The organism is Pseudomonadota bacterium (assembly GCA_027624955.1).
Lineage (GTDB): Bacteria > Pseudomonadota > Alphaproteobacteria > UBA828 > UBA828 > PTKB01.
Map to the genome: position 1 here is coordinate 79,501 of JAQBTG010000007.1, position 23,041 is coordinate 102,541.

The following is a 23,041-nucleotide window of genomic DNA, read 5'->3' on the forward strand; positions in this document are numbered from 1 at the left end:
ATGCCGAGTATGAGGCCGGGCTGTGACGAATTCGAGGCCATCGCACCCTCGCTGTCGAGCGTGCGGCCGCCCAGGACGCCACCCGCGCCGCTCGTCGATACGCTGACGCTGGCAGGAGCGAAATAGTTGGAAATGGCCGTCCGCTGGTCTTCGGTCGTTGCGTTCAACAGCCACATGAGCAGGAAAAACGCCATCATGGCTGTCACGAAATCCGCGTAGGCTATTTTCCAGGCGCCGCCATGAGCGGGCACATGGGCCGTCTTCTTGACCCTCTTAATAAAGATCAGTTCATTGACATTGGTGGCCATGGCGTCGGCCTATGTCGCGGGCAGTTCGGCGACCGCCTCTTCGACATCGTAGAATGAAGGCCGCTCATGGGAGTAAAGCGTCTTGCGTGCAAATTCCACGCTGACGGCCGGTGCGTAGCCCTGCATATAGGCAAGCAGGCCGGCCTTCATGCAGACAAAATATTTGGTGTCCGTGTTGGAGCGGCCCTTAATTGCCGTCGCAATCGGGCCGACGAATCCGTAGGACAACAAAACGCCGAGGAAGGTGCCGGCCAGCGCCGCACCGATGAGGTGGCCGAGAACCTCCGGCGGCTCGGTGATAGAGCCCATAGTATGAATCACACCTAGCACCGCGGCGATAATGCCGAGCGCTGGCATGGCTTCAGCGACCTTGTTGATGGCCTCAGATATTTCGAGCAGATCGTTGTGGTGTGTCTCGATCTCCTCGTCCATCAAAGTTTCCATTTCATGCGCCTTGTCCGATCCCAGGGTCATGAGACGGATATAGTCGCAGAGAAAGGTGACGGCGGTTTCGTCATTGTAAAATTTAGGAAATTGTTGAAACAGGTCGCTTTCCGAAGGGTTCTCGACATGCTGTTCAAGCGCCAGCATGCCTTTCATCTGCACCAGTTTGAACACCGCGTACAGCAGCGTGAGCAATTCGAGAAAGCTGGCCTTGTTGTGACGCGGAGCTTTCAGTAAGCCCAACGTGGTTTTGAAGCAGGATATGATGACGGTCTTGGGATTGGCGATGATGAAGGCGCCTACCGACGCGCCGACAATTATGATGAATTCGACCGGTTGAATCAGAATCTCAATATGGCCGCCCATCATGACGAAGCCGCCAATGACGCAAATGATAACCGTCAAGCTGCCAACGATTAACAGCATCCAAACTCACCCCGCTTCAATCAATCCTCTGCGCCCACCGCCTTGTGGTGCGCGCCGAGATCGTTTGACGGCTCAACTTACCGCCGACAGGGTGAAAAAACGGTTAACCACGATATCCCGGAATTTGATGCCTCCCCGGAGGGGTCGTGACCAGATGAGTTGCGCGCGCCTGCGGCGCTCTGGCGGATTGCGCCGGCCAGCTGCGCGACGGTTCGTTTTATTGGCGCGGCGTGAGGCGGAGGGTTCCGATGTTGGTGGATTCAATTTCCGCCCGATTCATCAGCAGCGGGACATATTCGCCGTCGCGCCACATCTCAGCGAAATCGCGGTAGTGCGACGAAAGCGGATTGCCGGACTGGCCGGTATTTTGAATAAATCGCGATTGCCCGAGCGGGTCCAAATCATAAATGGCGCGGTATGCCGGACCGTGATTTTGCACAAACGGTTCTTCTTCGTCGCGCACCGTGAACCCGGCGGCGTTGACCGTATTGCGCGCGCCACCATTGGCCAACTGGACTTCAAACAATTTACCAATCAGCGGGACACGGCCCAGAACCTCATGGTCGCTGTGTGCGTAATGCGCCTCGCCCCACGCCCAGCCGTCCATATTCTCACCGTAGCGGCTAGCCAGGTAATCGAGCGCCTGGTCAAGCGCGGTACCGACGGCGGCGGCGCAATCCTCTTTCGAGGCGGTTGCCGTATCGTCACACCAGGCGCCGCCGGGCTTCAGTGCGTCAAAAATAGCACTCTCGCGGATCGTGAAATAATCGCGAAATGTGGCGCCTAATTCGTCGGCGAAGAGAACACGCATCAATTCGCGTAGCCAGGCCATGTAGATCAGTGGCTCGGCCCTCTCAGCCGCCATGACATGATCCCACGCCGCCAAACGGATCAATGCGTCTTGCGCCGCTTCGCTGCCGGGCGGCACCAAGGTCAGCAGCCGTGGCAATAAAAATTTTGCCGCCAGGGACACGGTGTCCGCCTGGATCGCGGCGAAGCTCTCTTTATCGTGCGAATCCGATCCGCCGAGCAGTGCTTCGATTCGCACTGCGCGGTGTGGTGGCGACCAGTCGCGCGTGATGAAATAAGGATAATGCAGTCCGACAACTTTGTTGTTGGCCGTGACGATCTGACCAGAGCGTGGGTTGAATAGGCGCGGCAGACCCGCATAGGGGATGAACCCCTCCCAGTCTTGCTCGCCGGTCCAGCCCTTCGCCGGCATCCAGCCATTGCCCGAGCGCCGAATCGGCACCCGGCCGGGCGCGATATAGCCGATGTTGCCGTGAATATCGGCAAACACGATATTCTGCTGCGGCGCGTGAAAATCGCGCAAGACGGCGGTGAAGCTGCCCCAATCTTCAGCCAGTCCGATGCGCGTCGCGGCTTGCGCGCTGAGATCGTCGTCGCGGAGCGCCGTCCAGGCGAACGCCACGGCGTGCCCGGTTGGGAGAAATTCACTGCTGCCGCGGATGGTGTCGGAAACGATCGGGCCATGGCGCGTCTCACGCACGCTGAGTTCCACATTCTTGCCGTCTTTAACCCAGATGGTTTCCTGGCGCGTCTCGAATGGCGCGCTGCCGCCCGGAACAAGATATCTATGGGGATCGTCCGGATGGAGGCGCTCAATGAAGAGGTCCTGCACATCTGGATTGGTGTTGGTAAAGCCCCAGGCGAAATTCGGCGTACGTCCAAGCACCGGCATCGGCAAGCCGGGTAGGGTGGCGCCCGCAACATCCATGCCCGGCGCGCTCATATGGGCAAGATACCAGAGGCTCGGGATTTGCAGGCCCAAATGAGGATCATTAGCTAGGAGCGTGCTGCCGCTCTTGGTATGCTCGCCCGAGAGCACCCAGTTGTTGGAGCCCAGGCCTTCGGGCGGGCGCGGCGGCAGGAGGGCGGCGAGAGCTTCCCAAGGCAGATCGGGCAGCGCTTGGCTCTCTAACACCGCCGGGCCGTCCCCCGGATACCCCGGCCAGAGCGCGGCGATCTGGTCTGCGTTGAGTATTTTCGCCATGCGGGCGCGGAGCGCTTCATCCAGGGCATTGCCGGCTAAATCCCACGCCATCATCTTCATCCAGACGATGCTGTCGGCCGGTCGCCAAGGCTCAGGCTCGTGCGAAATCAGCAAAAATTCGAGCGGCAGCGGCCCCTCGCGCGAGGCCAGGAAGCTGTTCACACCGGCCGCATACGCCTTAAAAATATCCTGTGTTTCGGCATCGAGGTTTTCGAACGTCCGCTCTGCCGCGCGGTAGACGCCAAGCGTGCGCAAAAAACGGTCGTAGCCAAGCGATTCTGCGCCGAACAATTCAGATAGCCGCCCGGCGCCGATGCGGCGTTGAAATTCCATCTGCCACAGGCGGTCTTGGGCATGAACGAAGCCCATCGCGAACGCCGCGTCTTCGACCGACTCGGCATAGATATGCGGGATCGCATGGGCGTCGCGGATCACCTCCACCTCGCCCTTGAGGCCGGCGAGCTGCACCTCGCCGTCGATCTCGGGGAGAGAACCGCGCAACCAAATATAGCCTCCCGCCAAAACAATGATAACGAGCAGGACAAGGGCGCCTAATCCGCCGAACGGCCACCACCAACGAAATCCCCGGCGCCGGCTTTGCAGGCCAAACTGGCCTTTGCGTTTACGCTTTCTAGCCATGGCGCGGTGTCACTCCTTGAGGCCGTCCAAGATGCTGGCGCGGTGTTGATCAAGGCCGGGCGCGGGCTGGCGGCTGGTCGGGTCATCGAAAGCCGATAGCTTGATCGGGTTGCCTGCCATACGGAGCGGCCCGGCTTGCGGGTCGTTGGTCTCGATCACCATGTTGCGGGCGGCGATTTGCGGATCATTCAGCACTTGCTCGACATTATTAATTGGTGCGGCCGGGACGCCGGCTTTGGTGAGTATGTCGAGCCAATGCTCCGTCGGCTGCTGTTTCAACTGCGCTTCCAGCGCCACGCGCAATTCTTCCACATGTTCGCCGCGCGCCGCATTGTCCTTAAAGCGCGCTTCGCTGGCCAGCTCGGGGCGGGCCAGGGCCTTGCACAATGTTGCGAACAGCGCGTCATTGCCGGCGGTGATGATGACATGACCGTTCGCCGTCTCATAGCTTTGGAAGGGGACGATGGTGGGGTGGCGCGCACCCAGCGGGCCCGGCACCTCGCCGGTGGCAAAATAGCGCGCTAAGGCGTTCTCTAGGATCGCCAATTGGCAATCGAGCATCGCGACATCAATTTTCATGCCTTCGCCGCTGGTTGTGCGATGATGCAGCGCGCTCGAAATGCCGATGGCGGTAAACAGGCCCGCAGTGATATCGCCGATCGACGTGCCGACCCGGGTTGGCGGCCCGCCAGGATGGCCGGTCAGGCTCATCACGCCGCCTAAGCCCTGGACCACCATGTCGTAGGCCGGGCGCTCGGCATAGGGGCCAGTGTGGCCGAATCCTGAACAGGCGGCATAGATCAGCCGTGGGAAGCGTGGATGTAGGCTTTCCCAGCCATAGCCGAGGCGCTCCATGGTGCCGCCGCGGTAATTCTCAACCAGTATGTCTGCATCTTCTAACAGGGCCTCGAAGATCGTGCGGTCGGCATCGTCTTTGAGGTTCAGGGCCAGGCTCTCCTTACCCCGGTTGACCGACATGAAATAGGCCGATTTATCATTAATGAACGGGCCGAAGGCGCGCGCATCATCGCCTTTTTCGGGCACCTCCACCTTGATCACTCGGGCCCCGAGATCGGCCAGCACCATGGTGCAATAAGGCCCCGCGAGGACCCGTGTCAGATCGATAATCGTAATGCCGTTGAGGGGCCCAGGAACCGCCATATCAAATCTGCATCCTTGTTGCTTTAGATTTTCTGGCCGGGATGATACACGCTATTCGCCGATCTGGCGCGTCTCTGCATATCGGACTGGCGCACCTATGGATTTAGGAATTTTAACATCATGCAAAAGAATGTTTTTCAAATCTCAGACCGCCATGCGGACCGGCTCGGCGCCTTTCGCTGTTTGGCCTACACCGAGTGGGGCGAGGCGGAGAATCCACGCGTCGCGGTATGTGTGCATGGCATGACGCGAAATGCGCGCGATTTCGACGCCTTTGCCGAGGCGCTCGGCGATAGTCACCGGGTGCTCTGCATCGATCTTGCAGGGCGCGGCGAAAGCGATTGGCTGCGCGAGGCGGGCGGATATTCGCCGGCGACGTATATCTCGGATATTCGTGGCTTGTTGGCCTCGCTAGAGCTGGTGGAGGTGGATTGGATTGGCACCTCTCTCGGCGGCTCGCTCGGCATGTTGATCGCCGGCGATGAAGATCTCGTGGCGCGCAGCTTGGTGCGGCGTCTGGTTCTCAACGATATCGGCCCCTTCCTGCCGGCGAGCGGTATGGAACCGATTGCCGAGCGCGTCGGCCGGGCGCCCAAATTCGAGGATCTCGAGGCAGCGGAAGAATATCAAAGGCAGGTGTGCGCCGAATGGGGCGAATTGAGCGATGAGACCTGGATGCATCTCACGTTGCATAGCCTGCGCCGGTGCGACGACGGCGGTTTTTCCTATCATCACGATCCGGCAATCGGCGACGCGCTGCGCGCCCATGGTCCGATGCGTGACATCGAGCTATGGCCGTGGTGGCGGCGCATCGAATGCCCGGTGCTGGCCCTGCGCGGCGGCGAATCGAAGATTCTGCCGGCCGAAACGGCGGCGGAGATGCGCCAGGACGGTACGGAAGTTATCGAATATCCCGGCATCGGCCACACCCCGTCACTGATGGTGGCCGAACAAATCGCCGCCGTCACCGATTGGTTGCGCGCCTAGCCGTTTAGCACCTGTGCCGCGCGGATGGCAGCGTATGTGAGAATGCCGTCGGCGCCGGCGCGCTTGAAGCCGAGCAGTGATTCCATGATCGCGCCTTCGCCGTCGAGCCAGCCCCTTTCGGCCGCGGCCATCAGCATCGCGTACTCGCCCGAGACTTGATAGACGTAGGTTGGCATGGCGAACGTCTCCTTCACCCGGCGCACGATATCGAGATAGGGCATGCCCGGCTTGATCATCACCATGTCGGCGCCTTCTTCGATATCGAGAGCAACCTCGCGCATCGCCTCGTCCGTGTTGGCCGGGTCCATCTGATAGGTGCGCTTGTCGCCTTCGCCGAGGGATGTAGACGAGCCCATCGCGTCGCGGAACGGGCCATAGAACACGCTGGCATATTTGGCGGCGTAGGAGAGCAGCAGTACTTTTTCATGGCCGGCGCCGTCGAGCGCTTTGCGGAGCGCGCCGATGCGCCCATCCATCATGTCCGACGGCGCGATCACGTCGCAGCCCGCCGCGACTTGATTGAGCGCCTGGCGGCACAACACCTCGACCGATTCGTCATTGACCACATAGCCGTTCCGAACCAGGCCATCCTGGCCATGGCTGGTGTAAGGATCGAGCGCCACGTCGCACACCACGCCCATCTCCGGCACCGCGTCTTTCACCGCGCGCACCGCCTGGCACACTAGATTGTCCGGATTGAGCGCTTCGTCGCCGTCCGGTGTTTTGCGCTCCGGCTGGGTTTGTGGAAAAACGGCGAGTGCCGGGATGCCGAGCGAATAGGCTTCACGCGCTCGCTCCGCCAATACGTCCGGCGACACCCGCTCGACGCCGGGCATGGAGGGCACAGGTTCTACTTCGCCCTGGCCTGGGCGCACGAACACGGTCCAGATCAGATCGGCCGGAGTTAGCACGTTCTCCGCCATCAGGCGGCGTGACCATTCGTAGCGCCGGTTGCGCCGCAAACGTGTCGCCGGATATCGGCCATATGTTCCGGGAAAATTGGCCATGAAGGCTCCTTTAGATTTCGTATGCGCTTTGTCCGCGCCATCAGTATCCGCCTCAGAATCGTCGGCGTGAGGACGGGGCAGAGTCAACATCTTTTAACCAATCACCGCCAGGCTCTTTCGCACGCCTCGGCGGGCCAGTAAAGTGCCTGCCATGGATTTCCAATTGAACCCCGAGCAGACAGCGTTTCAGGAAATGGCACGTGATTTTGCTGCGAGCGAATTCGCGCCGCATGCCGCTGCGTGGGACCGCGACAAAATATTTCCCGTGGCCGCCTTACGAAAAGCCGCGGCGCTCGGATTCGGCGGCATCTATGTGGCCGAGGACGTCGGTGGTTCCGGCCTCACGCGCCTCGACGCGGCGTTGATTTTCGAGGCTCTGGCCGGCGCTTGCGCCTCCACCGCGGCTTATATCTCGATTCACAATATGGCCACTTGGATGGTCGATGCCTTTGCCGACGACGCACTGCGCCGGCGCCTGCTGCCAGGCCTTAGCTCGATGGAATTGCTCGCCAGCTATTGCCTCACCGAGCCAGACTCGGGCTCGGACGCCGCCGCCCTTAAGACTCGGGCGGTGCAAGACGGCGATGACTATGTGCTGAACGGTTCCAAAGCGTTTATTTCGGGCGCAGGATCGACCGATGTTTACGTCACCATGGTGCGCACCGGCGGCGCCGGGGCCGAAGGTATCACTTGTCTCGCCATCGAGAAGAACTCACCCGGTCTTAGCTTTGGGGCGCAGGAAAACAAGCTCGGCTGGCATAGTCAGCCGACGGCGATGGTCAATTTTGAGGATTGCCGTGTGCCGGTGGCCAGCCGCATCGGCGCGGAAGGCCAGGGCTTCCGCATCGCCATGGCCGGACTTGATGGCGGACGCATCAATATCGCCGCCTGTTCGCTCGGCGCGGCGGCAGCCAGCCTGGAGATCGCGCGTCAGCATCTTTTGGTGCGTGAACAATTCGGGCGAAAGCTCGCTGATTTCCAAGCGCTGCAATTCAAACTCGCTGATATGGCGACCGAGCTGGAAGCGGCGCGGCTGATGATTTATAACGCCGCCAGCAAGCTCGACAACAGTGCGCCGGATAAAACCCAAGCCTGCGCGATGGCCAAGCGCTTCGCCACCGATGCCGGGTTTAGTATCTGCAACGATGCCTTGCAGCTTCTTGGCGGATACGGCTATTTGATGGATCACCCGGTTGAGCGCCATTTGCGCGATCTCCGTGTGCATCAGATTCTCGAGGGCACCAACGAAATTATGCGCGTCATCATCGCGCGCAAACTATTGCAAGAATAGAAAGGATTACGTGACGCAAGAGGATTCAAACGCGGCGGACGGCGATATCGTCTTTTCCCGGGACGGCGGCTTGGCGGGTGTGACCCTAAACCGGCCGCAAGCGCTCAACGCGCTGACCCAACCGATGGCGATCGCCCTCGACGCACAGTTGCGGGAATGGCAGGGGGATCCGGCGGTCCGTGCCGTGGCAATCAGGGGCGCGGCGCGCGAAGATGGCCGCGTGCCGTTCTGCTCAGGCGGCGACATCCGTTTTTTGCACCAGCAGCAGAACGATCCAACGCGCCAGTTTGCAATTACGTTTTATGAGCAAGAGTATCGCCTGAATACGCTGGTCTATCGCTTTACTAAGCCCTATGTGGCGTTGATCGACGGCGTCGTCATGGGCGGTGGCGTTGGTATCTCATTTCATGGGTCACACCGGGTGATGAGCGAGCACGCCCTGTTCGCCATGCCGGAAACCGGTATCGGCCTCTTTCCCGATGTCGGCGCGACGTATTTTCTGCCGCGGTGTCCGGGCCGGATGGGCCTCTATATGGGCCTCTCAGGTGCACGCGTCGGCGTCGCCGACGCGCTCTATCTTGGCCTCGCCACGCATCATGTGCCGAGTGCCCGCATGGCCGAGTTCGAAGCCGCGCTGGCCGCCGCTGATCTCTCGGGCAATGCCAAAAGCGCCATCGATGCGGTGCTTGGAGATTTCAGCGCCGATCCAGGAGACGCGCCGCTGGCAGACCGTCAAGCTGACGTAGATCGCTGCTTTGCCGCCGATTCGGTAGAGGCAATCCTTGTCAATTTGGCCGCCGAAGGCTCGCCCTGGGCCGAGGAAACTCGCACCACCTTGCTGGAGAAATCGCCGACCAGCCTGAAAATCACTTTCCGCCAATTGACGCAATATAGCGATCTCGATTTTGAGGCGGCGATGAAGGTCGAATACCGCATGGCCATCCGCTGCAATTTTTCGCATGAATTCTATGAAGGTATCCGCGCCCAGATCATCGACAAGGACCGCCAGCCCAAATGGCTCCCGGCGCGTCTCGAAGATGTTGGCGAGGAGCTGATAGAAAGCTATTTCCAGCCGCCGGCAAGCGGCGACATGACGTTTGAATAGGAGAGAAACAAATGGCTGACATCGGCTTTATCGGAGCAGGCAATATGGGTGGGCCGATGCTCGCCAATCTGGTCAAAGCGGGCCATGCGGTGACAGCTTTCGACCTTGCGCAAGCGGCGCTCGATGCTGCGCAAGGCGCCGGCGCAGCGCTGGCGACGACCCCCGGCGACGCGGCCGCGGGCCGCGACACGGTGATCACCATGCTGCCGGCCGGCACGCATGTGCACGAAGTTTATACCTCTGCGGGCGGCGTGCTGGAACGTGCCGCCGAAGGCACGTTGTTGATCGATTGTTCGACCATCGATGTGACCACGGCGCGCGCAGTTTGCCAGGCGGCGGCGGCGCGCGGTCTCGAGATGCTCGATGCGCCTGTGTCTGGCGGCGTCGCCGGTGCGGCGGCGGGCGCGCTTACTTTTATGGTTGGTGGCACCGATAGCGCCTTCGCCCGCGCTGAGCCGGTATTAGAGCCGATGGCCAAGACGGTGGTGCATGCCGGTCCCTCAGGCAACGGTCAAACCGCCAAGATCTGCAATAATATGATGCTTGCCGCCGGCATGATCGTCACCTCCGAGGCGTTCGCCCTTGCCGATCGCCTGGGGCTGGAGCGCCAGACCATGTTCGACATCGTTTCCAGCGCCACCGGCCAATGTTGGGCGCTGACCAGCTATTGCCCGGTGCCGGGGCCGGTGCCGACGTCGCCGGCCAACCGCGATTATCAGCCCGGCTTCACGGCGGCGATGATGAACAAGGATCTCAAGCTGGCCCAGCAGGCGGCGGAAAGCGCCGGCGCCGCCACGCCGATCGGTGCTGAGGCGGCCCGCCTGTATGCCAAATTCTGTGACGCCGGAAACGAATCCCTCGACTTCTCCGCTATCTTCAAACTGATCGATCAGGGCCGTTAGTCGTCCGCGAATAGGGAGAATTGCGCCGTAGAGGCGGCATTCAGCGCAGCGTCCGATACAAGTCGACCGTCGCCGCGGATATGGACAATCTCGACACCGAGCTCGGTGAGCGGCCTGCCTAATAATTGTTTGCGGTGGCAGCGCGATGGGTCTTCCTCGGCGCACATCATCGCGATCTGCTCGCGCTCCGCTAATTCCGCCAGTTCGCCGATGCGGGTGCGAAACGCCGGTGCGGCGGTGTCGCCATCGTTCTTGCCGCCCAGCTCCTTGCCGAACCAAAGATAGCCGAGGCCCGCTGCCGTCGCCGATTCCTGCAATTCAGCGCGGTTGAAATGTGGCAAGCGGCGCGACGATGGCCAGGAGCGCACATCAATCAGTATCGAGATTTCATGGGCGGCCAGCAGGCTAAGGAACTTGTCGAGCGAATGATTGGAATGGCCGATTGTGTGGAGAATTCGCTCACCGCTCATCGTCCTATTCTAACACTGGTTCGCTAACCTTCCCAGGAGGCCCTTAGAGCGCTAGATTGCGACCTTCAGCTTGGAGGAAGCGAAATGGCCGTGAACAAGGAAATTCTCAAAACCACCTGCCCCCGTGATTGCTATGATGCCTGTGGCATCGAGGTGCTGCGCGAGGCGGGAAAAATCGTTTCGGTGCGCGGCGACAAGGACCATTTCGTCAGCCGCGGCAAGCTGTGCGGCAAATGCCAGATATATTACAACGGTGTGCTTCTCGACGAGGGCGAACGGTTGAAACAGCCGCTCCGGCGCGTCGGCGCCAAGGGCGAGGGACGCTTCGAGCCGGTTTCCTGGGATACCGCGATATCGGAAATCGCGGCCCGCTTCGGCCATATTGTCGAGGCCAATGGCGCCGAGAATATCCTGCACGCCCATTACACCGGCACTTGCTCGCTGATCGCCAACAATTTCCCGATGCGCTTTCTCGGCCGGCTCGGCGCGCGCGAGGTCGAGCCCGATACGGTGTGCAACATGGCCGGCCATGTGGCGCTCGGCTATATGCTCGGCACCTCTCTGCATGGCTTCGATCCGCGCACCGTCAAAGACAGCAAATGCATCATCGTGTGGGGCGCCAATCCGTCCGCCAGCGCGCCACACGCGCATAGCCATTGGTTGCCCGAGGCGCCGTGCCCGGTGATTGTCATCGATCCGGTGCGCCACCCCACTGCGGCGGCGGCGGATTTACACCTGCAGCTTCGCCCCGGCAGCGACGCCGCACTCGCCTTCACCATGATGCATGTGCTCAAGCGCGAAGGCATGATCGACCGCGATTTCCTCGCCGCCAATAGTGTCGGCTGGGACGAATTGGAGCCGATGCTCGATAGCTGCACGCCCGAATGGGGCGCGGCCGAGACCGGCGTGCCGGCGGCCGATATCGAGCGCGCAGCCAAACTATACGGCGCCGGGCCGGCGCTGTTGTGGCTCGGCCAAGGCCTGCAGCGCCAGCCCATGGGCGGCAATATCATCCGCGCCTGTTCGCTGTTGCCGGCGCTCACCGGCAATTACGCTAAGCCGGGCGCGGGCCTCTTGTATCTCAACGGCGGCGGCCAAAAGGGCGTAGACGGCAGTTATTTGGCGGCGCCTCATCTCAGCAACAGCCCCGAAACGCTCAGCCAAATGGACATGGCGGCATATTTGGAGAGTGCGGAAAATGCTCGCGCGTTTATCTGTTGGAACATTAATCCGGCTGCCTCCAGCCCTGAGCAAGCGCGCCTGATGCAGGCGCTTAAGCGCGACGATTTGTTTACGGTGGTGCTCGACATCTTCGCGACCGACACCACGGATTTCGCCGATTACGTTCTGCCCGCCGCCGCTTTTCTGGAATTCGACGATCTGGTGTCCGGCTATTTCAATATGTCGTTCTCGGCCCAAACCAAAGTGGCGGAGCCGATGGGCGAAGCGCTGCCCAACCAGGAGATTTTCCGTCGCCTGGCCAGCGCTATGGGTTTTACCGAACCCGAATTGCAAGAGAGCGACGCAGATATCATCGCTCATGTGGTGAAGGACGTCGGCATCGAAGGCGGCTTCGAAGCGCTGAAAGCCAATGGCACGATGTTTCCAAGCCCCAAGCCGCAATTGCAGTTCGCCGATCTCAAGTTCCCGACCGCCAGCGGCAAGATCGAAATCGCCAGCGCCGCCGCCGAGGCGGATGGCCACCCGCGTTTGCCGCAGCCCGGCAGTGACGCACAGCCGAGCGACGGACGCTTGAGGCTCATCACCCCGGCCTCGGAATGGCTGATGAACGATTCCTATGCCAATGACGGCAAGATTCAAAAACAGCTCGGCCCGGCCATCGTGACGATCAATCCGGCCGATGCCGAAGCGCGCGGTCTGACTGCGGGAAGGCGGGTTCGCCTGTCCAACGGCACCGGCAGCCTGGAACTCGAAGTGGCGATTTCCGACATGGTGGCGCCCGGCGTCGCGCACAGCGTGAAAGGCCGCTGGCCGCGCAGCGCCGGTCCGGAACGGGCCAATGTGAACACGCTCAATCCGGGTGTAAAATCGGACATGGGCGAAAGCAGCGCGGTGCACGGCATCGAAGTAGAGATATCGGCGGTTTAGTTCAGGATGGAAAAGTTTCGCGCAATTCAGCGACCTGTTCGGCGGTTAGCAGGCGCACGTCGCAGCCGCGTAGAAGGAGATGGAGCTTGGCGGCCTCTTCCAATTCTTCTGCCGCATAAACGGCGCTATCCAAATCCTTGCCGGCGACCACAGGGCCGTGATTGGCAAGGAGAACAGCGTGGTGCGCTTTGGCGAGTTTTGCCACGGCTTCAGCGAGCGCCATGTCGCCTGGGCGAAAATACGGCACCAACGGAAGCTTGCCGACGCGCATCACCGCGTAGGCGGTAATCGGTGGCAGCATATCGGTGGGGTCGATATCGGCGAGACAAGACAGCGCGACTGAATAGGTCGAATGCAAATGCACGATGGCCTTGGCGTTCGGCCTTTCGCGGTACATGGCGAGATGAAGAAACGCCTCCTTGGAGGGCTTGTCTCCGGCCAATAATTCGCCGTCAGGTGATATCTTAGAAATACGCGCCGGGTCGAGGCGTCCCATGCAGGAATTGGTCGGCGTGACCAATAGACCATCTTCAACAAGATGGCTGATATTGCCGGAAGCGCCACAGCCATAGCCGCGCTCAAACAGCGATTTACCGTGCAGCGCGATCTGCTCGCGCAGCGTTGATTCGTTCACTCCAGGACCGTGAACGCTTTGGTGAAGAAATCAGGAGCGCCGAAATTACCGGATTTCAAAGCCAGGTGAAGCGGCCTATCGCCAAGGCTCATGGTCCACGGCACACCAGGGTCAATTTGCTTGCCGATCATCAGCCCGCGCACGCCGAGCGCCTTGACGGCGGCGCCAGAAGTTTCACCCCCGGCCAACACCATCCTGCCGACGCCTTGCTTGACTAGGCCCCGGGCGATTTTGGCGAGGGCGCGCTCAACCAGAATCCCGGCTTTGTCGCGGCCATGTTTGCGCTGCGCCTTGGCGATCTCGGCGGGCGGCGCGCTGGCATATATCAAAACCGGTTGTTGCCCCAATTGCGGCTTTGCCCAGGCAAGAGCTTCCGCCACGATGTCGCGTTTGCCGCCAAGCTGGGCGGCGTCGATGTAGAACGCCGGGGCCTTGGCCTTCATGCGCGCCACTTGGCCCAAGGTCGCCTCCGAGCAGCTCCCAGCAAGGACCGCGGCGTGACCGCCTGCGGCCGGCAGCCGGGCGGCGCTTGCCTTGCCGCCGAGCGCACCGGATGCACGAAAATTGGCCGGCAGTCCCATGGCAATACCGGAGCCGCCGGTGATCAGTTTGAAATCCGCTACCGCGCGCCCGATATCGATCAGGTTCTTGTCGCTGAGCGCATCGACAATGGCGTGGCGCACGCCCTCACGGCGCAATTGCGCCAGCGCCTCGCGAATGGCTTGCGGACCTTTGGCGACCGTTTCCCAGCGCACCAGACCGACGCCATAGGGTGTCTGTTCTGCCAGCACTTCCACCAGATTGGCGTTCCGCATTGGCGTAAGTGGGTGGTTGCGCATACCCGAGGCCGACAGCAGCACATCGCCGACAAAGAGATGGCCGTGAAAGACGGTGCGTCCGTTGGTCGGAAAGGCCGGGCAGGCGATGGTGATGTCGCCCTTTGCGCGCTCCAGCATGCCGTCCGCCACCGGGCCGATATTACCGCGCGGCGTTGAATCGAAGGTCGAGCAATATTTAAAGAAAAACTGCTTGGCGCCGGCGGATTTGAGCCAATCCTGCGCTTCGAGTGAAGCGCGCACGGCCCTGACAGGTTGGGTATTGCGTGATTTTAATGCCACTACCACCGCATCCGCGTTCGGCACATGATCACCGGCCTTTGGCACGCCGATCATCTGCACCGTGCGCATGCCGCCGGCGACCAGTGTATTGCAGAGGTCGGTGGCGCCGGTCATGTCGTCGGCCACGGCGCCCAACAGAATGTTTTTGCTCGTCATTTTAAGAGGCGAAATGCCCGCGTAAAGAAATCCGCTTCACCAAAATCACCGGCCTTGAGCGCCAAATGGATCAGCGGATCGTCGAATGTCGTGGTCCAGGGCACGCCGGGATTAATCTCGTGGCCGATACGAAGTGACTGGACCTTGAGAGCCTTCAATGATTCGGAAGCCGTGATGCCGCCAGCGACAATCAATCGCCCGACGCCGGCCCGGACCAAATCTCGGGATATTCTTGCCAAGCACTTCTCAATTAATGCAGTGGATTTCACAACGCCATGTTTGCGCTGCACCTTCTTGATCACGTCCGCTTCAGCGCTTGAGTATATCAGTACCGGTCCGTCCGCCAACTTCGGCTTGGCCCAGTCCAACGCTTCCTTTGCGATATCCTGTTTGCCGCCAAGCTTCATGCCGTCGACGTAGAACGAGGGGTGGTGATTTTTCATATATTTTACTTGCGCCAGCGTCGCCTGCGAGCAGCTGCCCGCCACCACCGCCGAATACCCCTTTGACGAAGGCAGTATATCGGCCCCCGAATCGGGGCCCAACAGCCCGGCCCGGCGGAAGTTTTTTGGCAAAGCAAGCGCCGATCCAGAGCTGCCGGTGACCAGTTTCATGTCGCGGCAAGCGATGCCGGTATCCACTAGGTTACGGTCGGACACTGCGTCCACGATCGCATAGCGGTGGCCCGCGTCACGCAGCAGTTTCAAGTGATTTCTAATCGCTTCCTGGCCAACGGTTACCACCTCGTGAGGTACGAGGCCGACTTTATATTCGGTTTGCCGGCTCAACACTTTGATCAAATTTGACTGCTTCATGGGCGTTATCGGATGGGTGCGCATGAAGGATTCGGATAGCAACAAATTTCCGACAAAGAGATGGCCCTGGAAGAGAGTGCGTCCGGCGGTGGGAAATGCCGGGCAAACCACAGTGAAGTCCTCGCCCATGGCGTCCAGAAGTGCATCCGCAACGGGTCCGATATTGCCGCGGTTGGTGGACGAGAAAGTTGAACGGTATTTGAAAAAAATCTGTTTTGCGCCGCGTCCTTGCAGCCAGCGCAGTGCGGCGAGAGATTGCCGCACCGCAGATTCTGCCGGTCCCGTACGTGTGGCCAAGGCAATAACCACCGCGTCCGCATCGTGCGCCGAATGATTTTTACCAGGCACGCCCATTTCCTAAACCGTGCGCATACCTTGGCCGACCAAAATTTGGCAAAGATCGGTTGCGCCAGCGATATCGTCAGCGATAGCGCCGAGGAGAATGGTATTTTTCTTCCTCTTGGTCGTCGTTTTCACCTGGCTATTTTTTGCCATGCCCCCTCCGCTAGAAAAATGCCTGCAAGCCCGTCTGCGCCCGGCCCAGGATCAAGGCATGCACATCATGTGTGCCCTCGTAGGTATTGACCGCTTCCAAATTCATGACGTGGCGAATGACGTGATACTCGTCGGAGACACCGTTGCCGCCGTGCATGTCGCGCGCTATGCGGGCGATCTCAATCGCTTTGCCGCAGGAATTGCGTTTGATCAGAGAGATTGTTTCCGGCGCAAGACGTCCCTGATCGAACAATTGTCCGGCTCTCAGGCAGGATTGCAGCCCGATGGATATCTCCGTCTGCATGTCAGCGAGTTTTTTCTGAATGAGCTGGTTGGCGGCCAATGGACGGCCGAACTGCTTGCGGTCGAGCGTGTATTGCCGCGCCGCGTGCCAGCAGAATTCGGCCGCACCAAGCGCGCCCCAGGCGATGCCGTAGCGCGCCCGGTTGAGGCAGCCGAACGGGCCACCTAGGCCTGAACCTCCGGGTAACTCGTTTTCCGCCGGGACGAAGACCTGATCCATCTGGATCATCCCGGTGATCGAGGCGCGCAGCGAAAATTTGCCTTCTATCTTGGGCGCGGCCAGCCCCTTCATGCCTTTGTCGAGGATGTAGCCGCGTATGACCCCGTCATCGTTCTTGGCCCAGACGACAAAAACATCGGCAATCGGCGAATTGGTGATCCAGTTTTTCGCGCCTGATAAGAGAAAACCACCGTCGCAGCTTTTAGCGCGTGTGCTCATCGAACCCGGATCGGAGCCGTGATCTGGCTCGGTCAGTCCGAAACAGCCAACCCACTCGCCGGTCGCCAGGCGGGGCAGGTATTTTTGTTTTTGCTCTTCGCTGCCATAGGCGTTGATCGGATGCATCACGAGGCTCGACTGTACGCTCATGGCTGAGCGGTAGCCGGAATCCACGCGTTCGACTTCGCGCGCCATCAGGCCGTAGCACACATAAGACACGCCGGCGCAGCCATAGCCCTCGATGGTCGCGCCTAGCATGCCAAGCGCGCCCATCTCATTCATGATCTCACGGTCGAAATGTTCATGCCGATTCGCTTCGAGAATGCGCGGCATGAGCTGTTCCTGGGCGTAGGCGTGGGCCGTGTCGCGCACCAGGCGTTCTTCTTCGCTAAATTGCTCCTCCAGCAGGAAGGGGTCTTCCCACCGGAAAATCGGGCGTGAAGATTTGTGGGGTTTGCTCGCGTCCCTCACGTCCGCCGCGTTGGCGGCTGGCTCGCTCATGGATTGTTCTCCGTATCGACAATTGCAGCGTCCCCTTTCTAGCACTGCTGGGGATTTGCTCCAAGCCCGGCGCCGACAATTGGCGGGCTATCAATATTCGTGTGGAGGCGCGACAATGGCAGTCGTGCGGCGGCGCCTTCGCCGCTATTTCGGATCAAGATGTGAACAGTTCTAAGCCAGTGCCGATTTCCGCCGCGCGCCCTGTACGCTCCGGCGCCCTGCCGATGATCTATCTGTTTATCCTCGGCTTTTGCTTTGGCGTGAGCTTTATCTTGAATCGGCTCGCCACGACCAACGGTGTCCCTTTTATCCCGTATGTGTTTTGGCAGTCGGCCGGCGCGGCGGTGATTCTCTGCATCGGGGCGGCGGGCTTGCGCCAATTGCCTGCCGTGACGGGCGCGCATTTGCGCATCTATGTGGTGATGGCGCTCCTCAATGTGGCGATACCTTATCTGGTGCTGTCTTACGTAGCGCCCAAGCTGCCCGCCAGCCTGTTGCCCATCGGCCTTGCCCTGGTGCCAGGCGCGATTTATTTGATGGCGCTCGCCTTCCGGCTAGAGCGCTTCGGCTTGATGCGCTTCGGCGGTATCTGTATCGGCCTTGTCGGCGTTTTGTTGATTCTCGTGCCCAAGGCCAGCCTGCCAGAGCCCGGCATGGCGGGATGGTTGGCGCTTAGCCTGGTGGCGACGCTCAGTTTTGCGCTCCGTGCGGTTCTTGTGCCGCTGATGCGCCCGCCGGCGACGCCATCGCTTTCTCTCGCCAGCGGTCTGCTCATCGCAGCGACCGTCATCATGCTGGTGATCATGGCGGCGAGCGGCCAATGGTGGGCGTTTGGCGGCGAATTCGGCATAGGTCACTGGATGGTACTTGCGGCCATGGTCAACAATGCGGTGATTCTGGTGTTGATCTTCGAAGTGATCCGTTTGGCTGGCCCGGTGTTTTTTGGCGGCGTCAATTATATCTCAATGCTGATCGGCGTGGCGCTTGGCATTGTCGTTTTCGGTGAGCGCCATACCATGTGGGTATGGTTGGCGATCGCCTTTGTGCTGGCCGGCCTGTATCTGGTGAACCGGGGTAAGACACGGTGATTATGGATCGCACACCGCACCACTTTTCGGCCCAACATACAGGGCAGAATATTCTTCATGGCTGATAGCAAGTCCGATGCGGCACGGGCCGCCTGGCGTAGCCCGGGTGCCATCCCAATATTGATGCTGTTCATCCTTGGGCTGTCGCTGGCCCTGGTGCTGGTGTTAAACCGTGTCGCCACGGACAATGGCGTGCCGTTTATTCCTTATGTGTTTTGGCAATCGCTTGGCGGCTGCGCCATCCTCTTGATTTTGGCGCTTACGACGAGCGGTTTGCCGCCCATGAGTTGGCCGCATTGGCGTGTCTATATCGTCGCCAGTACGCTCAACCTGACCATTCCCTATCTAATTTTCGCCTTCGTCGCGTCCAAGGTGCCGAGTGGAATTCTCAGCCTCGGTCTGTCACTTGTTCCGGTGTCGATTTATGCGCTTGCTCTGGTATTTCGCCTCGATAGTTTCCGGCTCATTCGGTTTTTCGGCATCCTCCTGGGCTTGGCCGGCGTTCTCTTCGTTCTTCTGCCGGCGACGAGCTTGCCTTCGAGGGAGATGGTCGGGTGGGTGGTGCTCGGCTTTGCCGCGCCGCTCTGTTATGCGCTGAACGCCATCTCTGTCGCGTTGCTGCGCCCGCCCGACGGCGATTCAGTACAGTTCGCCGGCGGTTTGATGTTTGTGGCGTCGGTCTCGATGCTGGCCGTGATGGCGGTAACCGGAGAATGGTGGGCGTTTGAAGGTGATTTTGGTGACGGACATTGGGCAACCGTTGCGGCGATGGCCAACAATGCGCTTTCCTTCTATCTGATCTTTGAATTGATCAAGCGCGCCGGCCCGGTGTTCTTCTCGATGGTGAACTATGTTGCCACCTTGACCGGCATGGGCCTCGGCATCTGGCTATTTAGCGACGCGCACAGCGTGTGGATCTGGGCGGCGCTGGTGTTGATCGGCGCTAGCTTGGTGTTGGTGAATTTTATGTCGTTGCGCGGCCGCTAGCCGCTGTCGGTTGTGCCGCCTGCTTTGGCCATATAAGCCCGCCAGTCACCAAACTCTGATATGTCGCGGTGATGGCCTTCGGCCAACGCTTGCGGAAAGAGAATGCCCAACGGTCGCCGGCCGTCGGCGAGTTTGATCTCGCCACGATAGAGATTGGGCGGCTCGCCGGCCTCGATCGCGGCCCACACATCGTCCGGCACCAAATAAACTTCGCCCTTTACGGCAACGCCGCCCTCAGCAACTTCGAACATGCCGGGATGCACATCGCCGATCGAATACATGCGGTAGACGGGCTCTGTGACCGCTTCCCCAAGAAACTCCGCGCCGGCGAGGTTGTCATGCAGCTTGAGGCCGCGCATCAAAGTGCCGTTGACGAACAGTTCAAATGACATGGAGCGTTTCCCTGATTCAGACATGGATAATGGCGGCAACCGGGTTGCCATCGGGTGGGCCGGAATGGGAATCGACCTCGCCACCCGAAACATAATTCATGGTGTCGCCGATAACCGAAGCAATCACAGCATTGCCGACGGCGCGGGCCGGCTTGGTACTGATATCAGAATCATCATGCATGGCGAAGCGCCGTCCGCGCAGTTGCCCGTGGCTGGGCACGACGGCTTTGGCGAGCACGTTCACCACTTTCTTGAGATCCGAATCCGAAGGACAGCACGCGAAATCGAGCCCGGCGCTGCGCAACGCCTCTTTGACGCCGTTCGCATCAATGAGGTCTTTCATGATGCTGTGTCCGATTCTGAACGGGCTGGCCGATTTGGTCGAGTTGCCCATAACGACGACTTCGGCGCGGGTTTTTTCACCGCCCGACGATGTTGACGAGACATTCGAATAGAGCGAGAAATCTTTCCGCACCATGTCGTCATTGAGTTTGTCGCGCGCAATTTCGCCGGTTCCAAGCCCAACGCCGAGGGCCGATGCGTCGTTCGCGTAACACATCGAGCCGTGATAGGTGACACCGGTTTCCTCCGTCACCACCGTTTGCCCGCGCGCCTTGGCGTCGGCGATCCGGGGTTTGGTCAGCAGCGGGTTCTTCACCTGGACGAAATGTATATCGGCCGGATCGGTAATACCGGCGCTCTTGGTCGCGTCCCGAACGGCTTTGGCGACTTCTTCGATCTGGCCCATCCGGCCGATCTCTTCCGGCAACAGCTCACGTGTATAGGCGACGCCGACAACCAGCCGCTTGTCGAGATGTTCCTCGCCGTCTCCCCATTCGCTAGTAAAAATCGTGTAGTGCGGGCTCATCAGGCCCGGGCAGCCGCCAGACATCACCATCGAAATCTGGTCGGCGACGTCGTCTCTGGATATACCCATGCGCTCCGACAACATGATCTTGAGCGAGAGCTCCGTGAGGCCCCGGCTGAAATCATTGACCAATCCGTTGCCCTCAGTCTTGGCCACGATGGCGACGATGTTTTCCGGCTTGATTTCTCCACTGTCGATCAATGCATCGACGCCCGAGACATCGCTCGGCGATGACATCGGGATCTTGTGTACGCCAACAGTCTGAACTTTCGCCATGTTCTTCTCCCCTCGGTTGGTGCCTTGGTTAGCTACTCCAACTCCGCCTTTTCTTCACTTGAAGGTCTTTGTTTTTACGCTGGTAGCCCCCGGGGATCGGCATTTTTTCTGCCAATCCTTTGAGCACCATTTCGGTGATACTCGCCTCGAACGCGTCCAGCATTATCCTGCCGTCTTCAGCCGTCGCACCTGTCGCGTTTCCGCCGATAATGCCGTTCGGCGACACCTGATCAAAACGATAGTCGAACAGAGTAAAAAAATCCGGCACGTCCTCTGCACGGTCCATCTTTACAAGATCGGGGCGGATTGCCAGCATCTGCGCTGTCTCGCCAAAGTTTCCGTGGATATGTTTGTTCTCAGGACAGTCTTCGGCGAAGCGGGTTTCGGCGGTGAGCCAATAGTTGACCGTCGTGATCTGAACATCGTCATAGTCACAGCGGAAGTGATCGCGGAGGCTCTTGATTCCCCAGTCGTTGTACATGTGCCCACTGATGAAAAAGAACTTCCGGATTCCGGTCTCGTAGAGCGCCGTGGACAAGTCGTAGAGAACCCGAATCATCGTATCGGCGCGCAGCCACAGGGTGCCTGGAAAATTGCCGTGACTCTGAGAAATTCCGACTGAGATGGGCGGGATCATAGGAACGCCCGTATTGGCGGATACGCGCTTTGAAATCTCCATGGCCTGTGCCGTATCTGTCGACAGGGGAAGATGAGGACCATGCTGTTCGATCGCGCCAACTGGTATAATCACCATGTTGCAGCGCTCGACATATTCTTCGACTTCTTCCCAGGTAAACTCCTCCCACAGGACCGGAGTCCCTTTTTTCCATTCGAACTTCATCGGCTTGTTCCTCCAAAGTCGCGCGCGGTGTATTTCGTTTGGTCAGTTGCCCAATGTTTGGTCAGTTGCTCAAGTCAGGCGGCTAATCTCCAACTGCTATCCGAATTCGCCAAAACCGTATCATCGGCCGATGGGCAGCGTGAAGCTTATTCGATGGGCGGCGATGCCGGGGAGGGCTTCCGATTGCCGGCCCGTACCCATCTGTGGGCACAAAAAAACGGGGCCGGCACTAGGCCGACCCCGTTCATTTCGTTCGTCGCGTTCCCGGCTATTCGAGGAATATTTCGACGCGGCGGTTTCTGCCTTCCTTGACGCCATCGACGGTTTTGGCCGCCGGCTGGTTCTCGCCAAAGTTCTTGATATTGATGTTCAGATTGACACCGCCGAACCGCCGCATTGTGTCGATGGCGGCAAGTGCCCGCTCCTGCGCGAGGTCCTGATTGTACCCCATGTCGCCGGCACGGTCGGTATGCGCCATGACGGTAACATTATTGTACTTCATTTGCCGGGTCGCCGCGACCGCGTCGCCGAGGGTGCCGGTCGCGTCCTTGCTAATCTCTGCGCTATCGAAATCGAAGTAGATTACGTAGTGCGTGGACGGCATCTCGACCTCAGGCGCCGGCATCGGCTCGGGCATCGGTTCTTCAGCCGCCATCGGCTCTGGGGCTACGCGCAGCGCGCCCTCAACCGCCACGATGGCGCCATAATAACCGTTGCGGCAAGCTGCGATATCCTCGGGCTGAATATTTTCATGCTGTTCTTCCACCCAGCAATCGAACATGACCTGAGCATGTGCGGCACTGCCCGGCGCCTTTGTGCGGCCGGATGCGTCGAGGGCTGACACGAGGCGATCACGCGCCTTGCTCAGCTCGTCCATGTTGGCTTCAGGAATATCCCAGTTATCCAATGTGAGGGGGTCCGGGGCATTGCCGCTAGCCGATGCAACAGCACGCTCGGCGAAAATGTCCGAACGTTCATAGTCGAATTCTGAATATTCGCCCTCGGCCTGCACCATGTACTCGCTATGAAGCGCGGTTTCGAAAGCACCGCCGGTGGGCTGTACACTGCGCGCGTTCTGTAGGCCGAAGCCCGAACAGGCGCCCAGTACCAACAGCCCGGCAATCAGCACAGCGCTGTTGGCAAGCGTCATTCTCTTAATTTTGGTCGGCAGCTTAAGTTCCATGATCATTCTCTCCTTAGCCCGGATTATTCACGGCGTGTCGTGATAGGGTCGGTGAGCGTAGATTAAGCTGTTGAAATGCCGT

19 protein-coding genes and 2 pseudogenes are annotated in these 23,041 nt (G+C 59.9%); 7 read left to right on the forward strand and 14 right to left on the reverse strand.

Annotated elements, in window-relative coordinates; all coding sequences use genetic code 11:
* Nucleotides 1-8 precede the first annotated feature (8 nt).
* The 4 genes and pseudogenes from O3A94_04460 to O3A94_04475 all read right to left on the reverse strand — a co-directional run bounded on the left by O3A94_04460 (nucleotide 9) and on the right by O3A94_04475 (nucleotide 4,992).
* Nucleotides 9-308 (reverse strand): annotated as a pseudogene (locus O3A94_04460) (hypothetical protein).
* A gap of 9 nt (nucleotides 309-317) precedes the next feature.
* Nucleotides 318-1,178: a flagellar motor stator protein MotA gene (motA, locus tag O3A94_04465; protein ID MDA1355506.1), complete on the reverse strand. Its 861-nt coding sequence runs from the start codon at nucleotides 1,176-1,178 to the stop codon at nucleotides 318-320.
* Between the two features lie 217 nt (nucleotides 1,179-1,395).
* Nucleotides 1,396-3,831, reverse strand: a complete 2,436-nt coding sequence (locus O3A94_04470; protein ID MDA1355507.1) for a penicillin acylase family protein — start codon at nucleotides 3,829-3,831, stop codon at nucleotides 1,396-1,398.
* 9 nt (nucleotides 3,832-3,840) lie between these two features.
* Nucleotides 3,841-4,992: a CoA transferase gene (locus tag O3A94_04475; protein MDA1355508.1), complete on the reverse strand. Its 1,152-nt coding sequence runs from the start codon at nucleotides 4,990-4,992 to the stop codon at nucleotides 3,841-3,843.
* Between the two features lie 120 nt (nucleotides 4,993-5,112).
* Between O3A94_04475 and O3A94_04480 the strand changes: the two genes are divergently transcribed.
* Nucleotides 5,113-5,979, forward strand: coding sequence for an alpha/beta hydrolase (locus tag O3A94_04480; GenBank protein MDA1355509.1), 867 nt, complete (start codon nucleotides 5,113-5,115; stop codon nucleotides 5,977-5,979).
* Here the strand turns inward: O3A94_04480 and hemB are convergent.
* A complete protein-coding gene (gene hemB, locus O3A94_04485; GenBank protein ID MDA1355510.1) occupies nucleotides 5,976-6,986 on the reverse strand; it encodes a porphobilinogen synthase in 1,011 nt (336 codons plus the stop codon). The two genes, O3A94_04480 and hemB, sit on opposite strands and share 4 nt — an antisense overlap.
* Before the next feature lie 151 nt (nucleotides 6,987-7,137).
* On the opposite strand from hemB, the gene O3A94_04490 reads away from it, so the two are divergent.
* The 3 genes from O3A94_04490 to mmsB are packed head-to-tail and all read left to right on the forward strand — an operon-like array spanning nucleotide 7,138 to nucleotide 10,284.
* Nucleotides 7,138-8,277 (forward strand): acyl-CoA dehydrogenase family protein, encoded by a 1,140-nt coding sequence (locus O3A94_04490; protein ID MDA1355511.1) that lies wholly within the window; start codon nucleotides 7,138-7,140, stop codon nucleotides 8,275-8,277.
* 10 nt (nucleotides 8,278-8,287) lie between these two features.
* Complete coding sequence (locus tag O3A94_04495) at nucleotides 8,288-9,382, forward strand: enoyl-CoA hydratase/isomerase family protein (protein MDA1355512.1); 1,095 nt, start codon at nucleotides 8,288-8,290, stop codon at nucleotides 9,380-9,382.
* An 11-nt stretch (nucleotides 9,383-9,393) separates the two neighbouring features.
* The gene (mmsB, locus tag O3A94_04500; GenBank protein MDA1355513.1) at nucleotides 9,394-10,284 is read left to right on the forward strand and encodes a 3-hydroxyisobutyrate dehydrogenase; all 891 of its coding nucleotides are present in this window, start codon (nucleotides 9,394-9,396) and stop codon (nucleotides 10,282-10,284) included.
* Here the strand turns inward: mmsB and O3A94_04505 are convergent.
* Nucleotides 10,281-10,754 (reverse strand): DUF488 domain-containing protein, encoded by a 474-nt coding sequence (locus O3A94_04505; GenBank protein MDA1355514.1) that lies wholly within the window; start codon nucleotides 10,752-10,754, stop codon nucleotides 10,281-10,283. The genes mmsB and O3A94_04505 overlap by 4 nt on opposite strands.
* Before the next feature lie 84 nt (nucleotides 10,755-10,838).
* Here O3A94_04505 and O3A94_04510 point away from each other — a divergent pair, with 84 nt between their 5' ends.
* Complete coding sequence (locus tag O3A94_04510; GenBank protein ID MDA1355515.1) at nucleotides 10,839-12,863, forward strand: molybdopterin-dependent oxidoreductase; 2,025 nt, start codon at nucleotides 10,839-10,841, stop codon at nucleotides 12,861-12,863.
* A 1-nt stretch (nucleotide 12,864) separates the two neighbouring features.
* On the opposite strand, the gene O3A94_04515 is transcribed toward O3A94_04510, so the two are convergent.
* From O3A94_04515 to O3A94_04530, 4 genes and pseudogenes are all read right to left on the reverse strand, one after another.
* The gene (locus tag O3A94_04515; protein ID MDA1355516.1) at nucleotides 12,865-13,497 is read right to left on the reverse strand and encodes an aldolase; all 633 of its coding nucleotides are present in this window, start codon (nucleotides 13,495-13,497) and stop codon (nucleotides 12,865-12,867) included.
* A complete protein-coding gene (locus tag O3A94_04520; GenBank protein MDA1355517.1) occupies nucleotides 13,494-14,771 on the reverse strand; it encodes a four-carbon acid sugar kinase family protein in 1,278 nt (425 codons plus the stop codon). Before O3A94_04520 ends, O3A94_04515 begins: the two co-directional genes overlap by 4 nt.
* A pseudogene (locus tag O3A94_04525) lies at nucleotides 14,768-16,081 on the reverse strand (four-carbon acid sugar kinase family protein). Before O3A94_04525 ends, O3A94_04520 begins: the two are co-directional and overlap by 4 nt.
* A gap of 10 nt (nucleotides 16,082-16,091) precedes the next feature.
* Complete coding sequence (locus O3A94_04530) at nucleotides 16,092-17,324, reverse strand: acyl-CoA dehydrogenase (protein MDA1355518.1); 1,233 nt, start codon at nucleotides 17,322-17,324, stop codon at nucleotides 16,092-16,094.
* Nucleotides 17,325-17,485: 161 nt separating this feature from the next.
* Between O3A94_04530 and O3A94_04535 the strand changes: the two genes are divergently transcribed.
* Both O3A94_04535 and O3A94_04540 read left to right on the forward strand, forming a co-directional pair.
* Complete coding sequence (locus O3A94_04535; protein ID MDA1355519.1) at nucleotides 17,486-18,412, forward strand: DMT family transporter; 927 nt, start codon at nucleotides 17,486-17,488, stop codon at nucleotides 18,410-18,412.
* A gap of 57 nt (nucleotides 18,413-18,469) precedes the next feature.
* On the forward strand, nucleotides 18,470-19,399 hold the full coding sequence (locus tag O3A94_04540) for a DMT family transporter (GenBank protein MDA1355520.1): 930 nt from the start codon (nucleotides 18,470-18,472) through the stop codon (nucleotides 19,397-19,399).
* Here the strand turns inward: O3A94_04540 and O3A94_04545 are convergent.
* From O3A94_04545 to O3A94_04560, 4 genes are all read right to left on the reverse strand, one after another.
* Nucleotides 19,396-19,791: a gamma-glutamylcyclotransferase gene (locus O3A94_04545; protein ID MDA1355521.1), complete on the reverse strand. Its 396-nt coding sequence runs from the start codon at nucleotides 19,789-19,791 to the stop codon at nucleotides 19,396-19,398. The two genes, O3A94_04540 and O3A94_04545, sit on opposite strands and share 4 nt — an antisense overlap.
* Nucleotides 19,792-19,807: 16 nt before the next feature.
* A complete protein-coding gene (locus O3A94_04550) occupies nucleotides 19,808-20,935 on the reverse strand; it encodes a ring-opening amidohydrolase (protein MDA1355522.1) in 1,128 nt (375 codons plus the stop codon).
* A 28-nt stretch (nucleotides 20,936-20,963) separates the two neighbouring features.
* Nucleotides 20,964-21,776: a creatininase family protein gene (locus tag O3A94_04555; protein MDA1355523.1), complete on the reverse strand. Its 813-nt coding sequence runs from the start codon at nucleotides 21,774-21,776 to the stop codon at nucleotides 20,964-20,966.
* A gap of 268 nt (nucleotides 21,777-22,044) precedes the next feature.
* Entirely contained in the window at nucleotides 22,045-22,959 is a 915-nt protein-coding gene (locus tag O3A94_04560; protein ID MDA1355524.1) for an OmpA family protein, read from the reverse strand.
* Nucleotides 22,960-23,041: the final 82 nt, after the last annotated feature.

What these genes read in the sequence shown, in the direction of transcription:
- O3A94_04520 (MDA1355517.1), bottom strand. Translation starts at nt 14,771, where the DNA reads ATGACGAGCAAAAACATTCTGTTGGGCGCCGTGGCCGACGACATGACC.
- mmsB (MDA1355513.1), top strand. Translation starts at nt 9,394, where the DNA reads ATGGCTGACATCGGCTTTATCGGAGCAGGCAATATGGGTGGGCCGATG.
- motA (MDA1355506.1), bottom strand. Translation starts at nt 1,178, where the DNA reads ATGCTGTTAATCGTTGGCAGCTTGACGGTTATCATTTGCGTCATTGGC.
- O3A94_04510 (MDA1355515.1), top strand. Translation starts at nt 10,839, where the DNA reads ATGGCCGTGAACAAGGAAATTCTCAAAACCACCTGCCCCCGTGATTGC.
- O3A94_04490 (MDA1355511.1), top strand. Translation starts at nt 7,138, where the DNA reads ATGGATTTCCAATTGAACCCCGAGCAGACAGCGTTTCAGGAAATGGCA.
- O3A94_04505 (MDA1355514.1), bottom strand. Translation starts at nt 10,754, where the DNA reads ATGAGCGGTGAGCGAATTCTCCACACAATCGGCCATTCCAATCATTCG.
- hemB (MDA1355510.1), bottom strand. Translation starts at nt 6,986, where the DNA reads ATGGCCAATTTTCCCGGAACATATGGCCGATATCCGGCGACACGTTTG.
- O3A94_04480 (MDA1355509.1), top strand. Translation starts at nt 5,113, where the DNA reads ATGCAAAAGAATGTTTTTCAAATCTCAGACCGCCATGCGGACCGGCTC.
- O3A94_04555 (MDA1355523.1), bottom strand. Translation starts at nt 21,776, where the DNA reads ATGAAGTTCGAATGGAAAAAAGGGACTCCGGTCCTGTGGGAGGAGTTT.
- O3A94_04470 (MDA1355507.1), bottom strand. Translation starts at nt 3,831, where the DNA reads ATGGCTAGAAAGCGTAAACGCAAAGGCCAGTTTGGCCTGCAAAGCCGG.
- O3A94_04545 (MDA1355521.1), bottom strand. Translation starts at nt 19,791, where the DNA reads ATGTCATTTGAACTGTTCGTCAACGGCACTTTGATGCGCGGCCTCAAG.
- O3A94_04475 (MDA1355508.1), bottom strand. Translation starts at nt 4,992, where the DNA reads ATGGCGGTTCCTGGGCCCCTCAACGGCATTACGATTATCGATCTGACA.
- O3A94_04560 (MDA1355524.1), bottom strand. Translation starts at nt 22,959, where the DNA reads ATGGAACTTAAGCTGCCGACCAAAATTAAGAGAATGACGCTTGCCAAC.
- O3A94_04530 (MDA1355518.1), bottom strand. Translation starts at nt 17,324, where the DNA reads ATGAGCGAGCCAGCCGCCAACGCGGCGGACGTGAGGGACGCGAGCAAA.
- O3A94_04550 (MDA1355522.1), bottom strand. Translation starts at nt 20,935, where the DNA reads ATGGCGAAAGTTCAGACTGTTGGCGTACACAAGATCCCGATGTCATCG.
- O3A94_04540 (MDA1355520.1), top strand. Translation starts at nt 18,470, where the DNA reads ATGGCTGATAGCAAGTCCGATGCGGCACGGGCCGCCTGGCGTAGCCCG.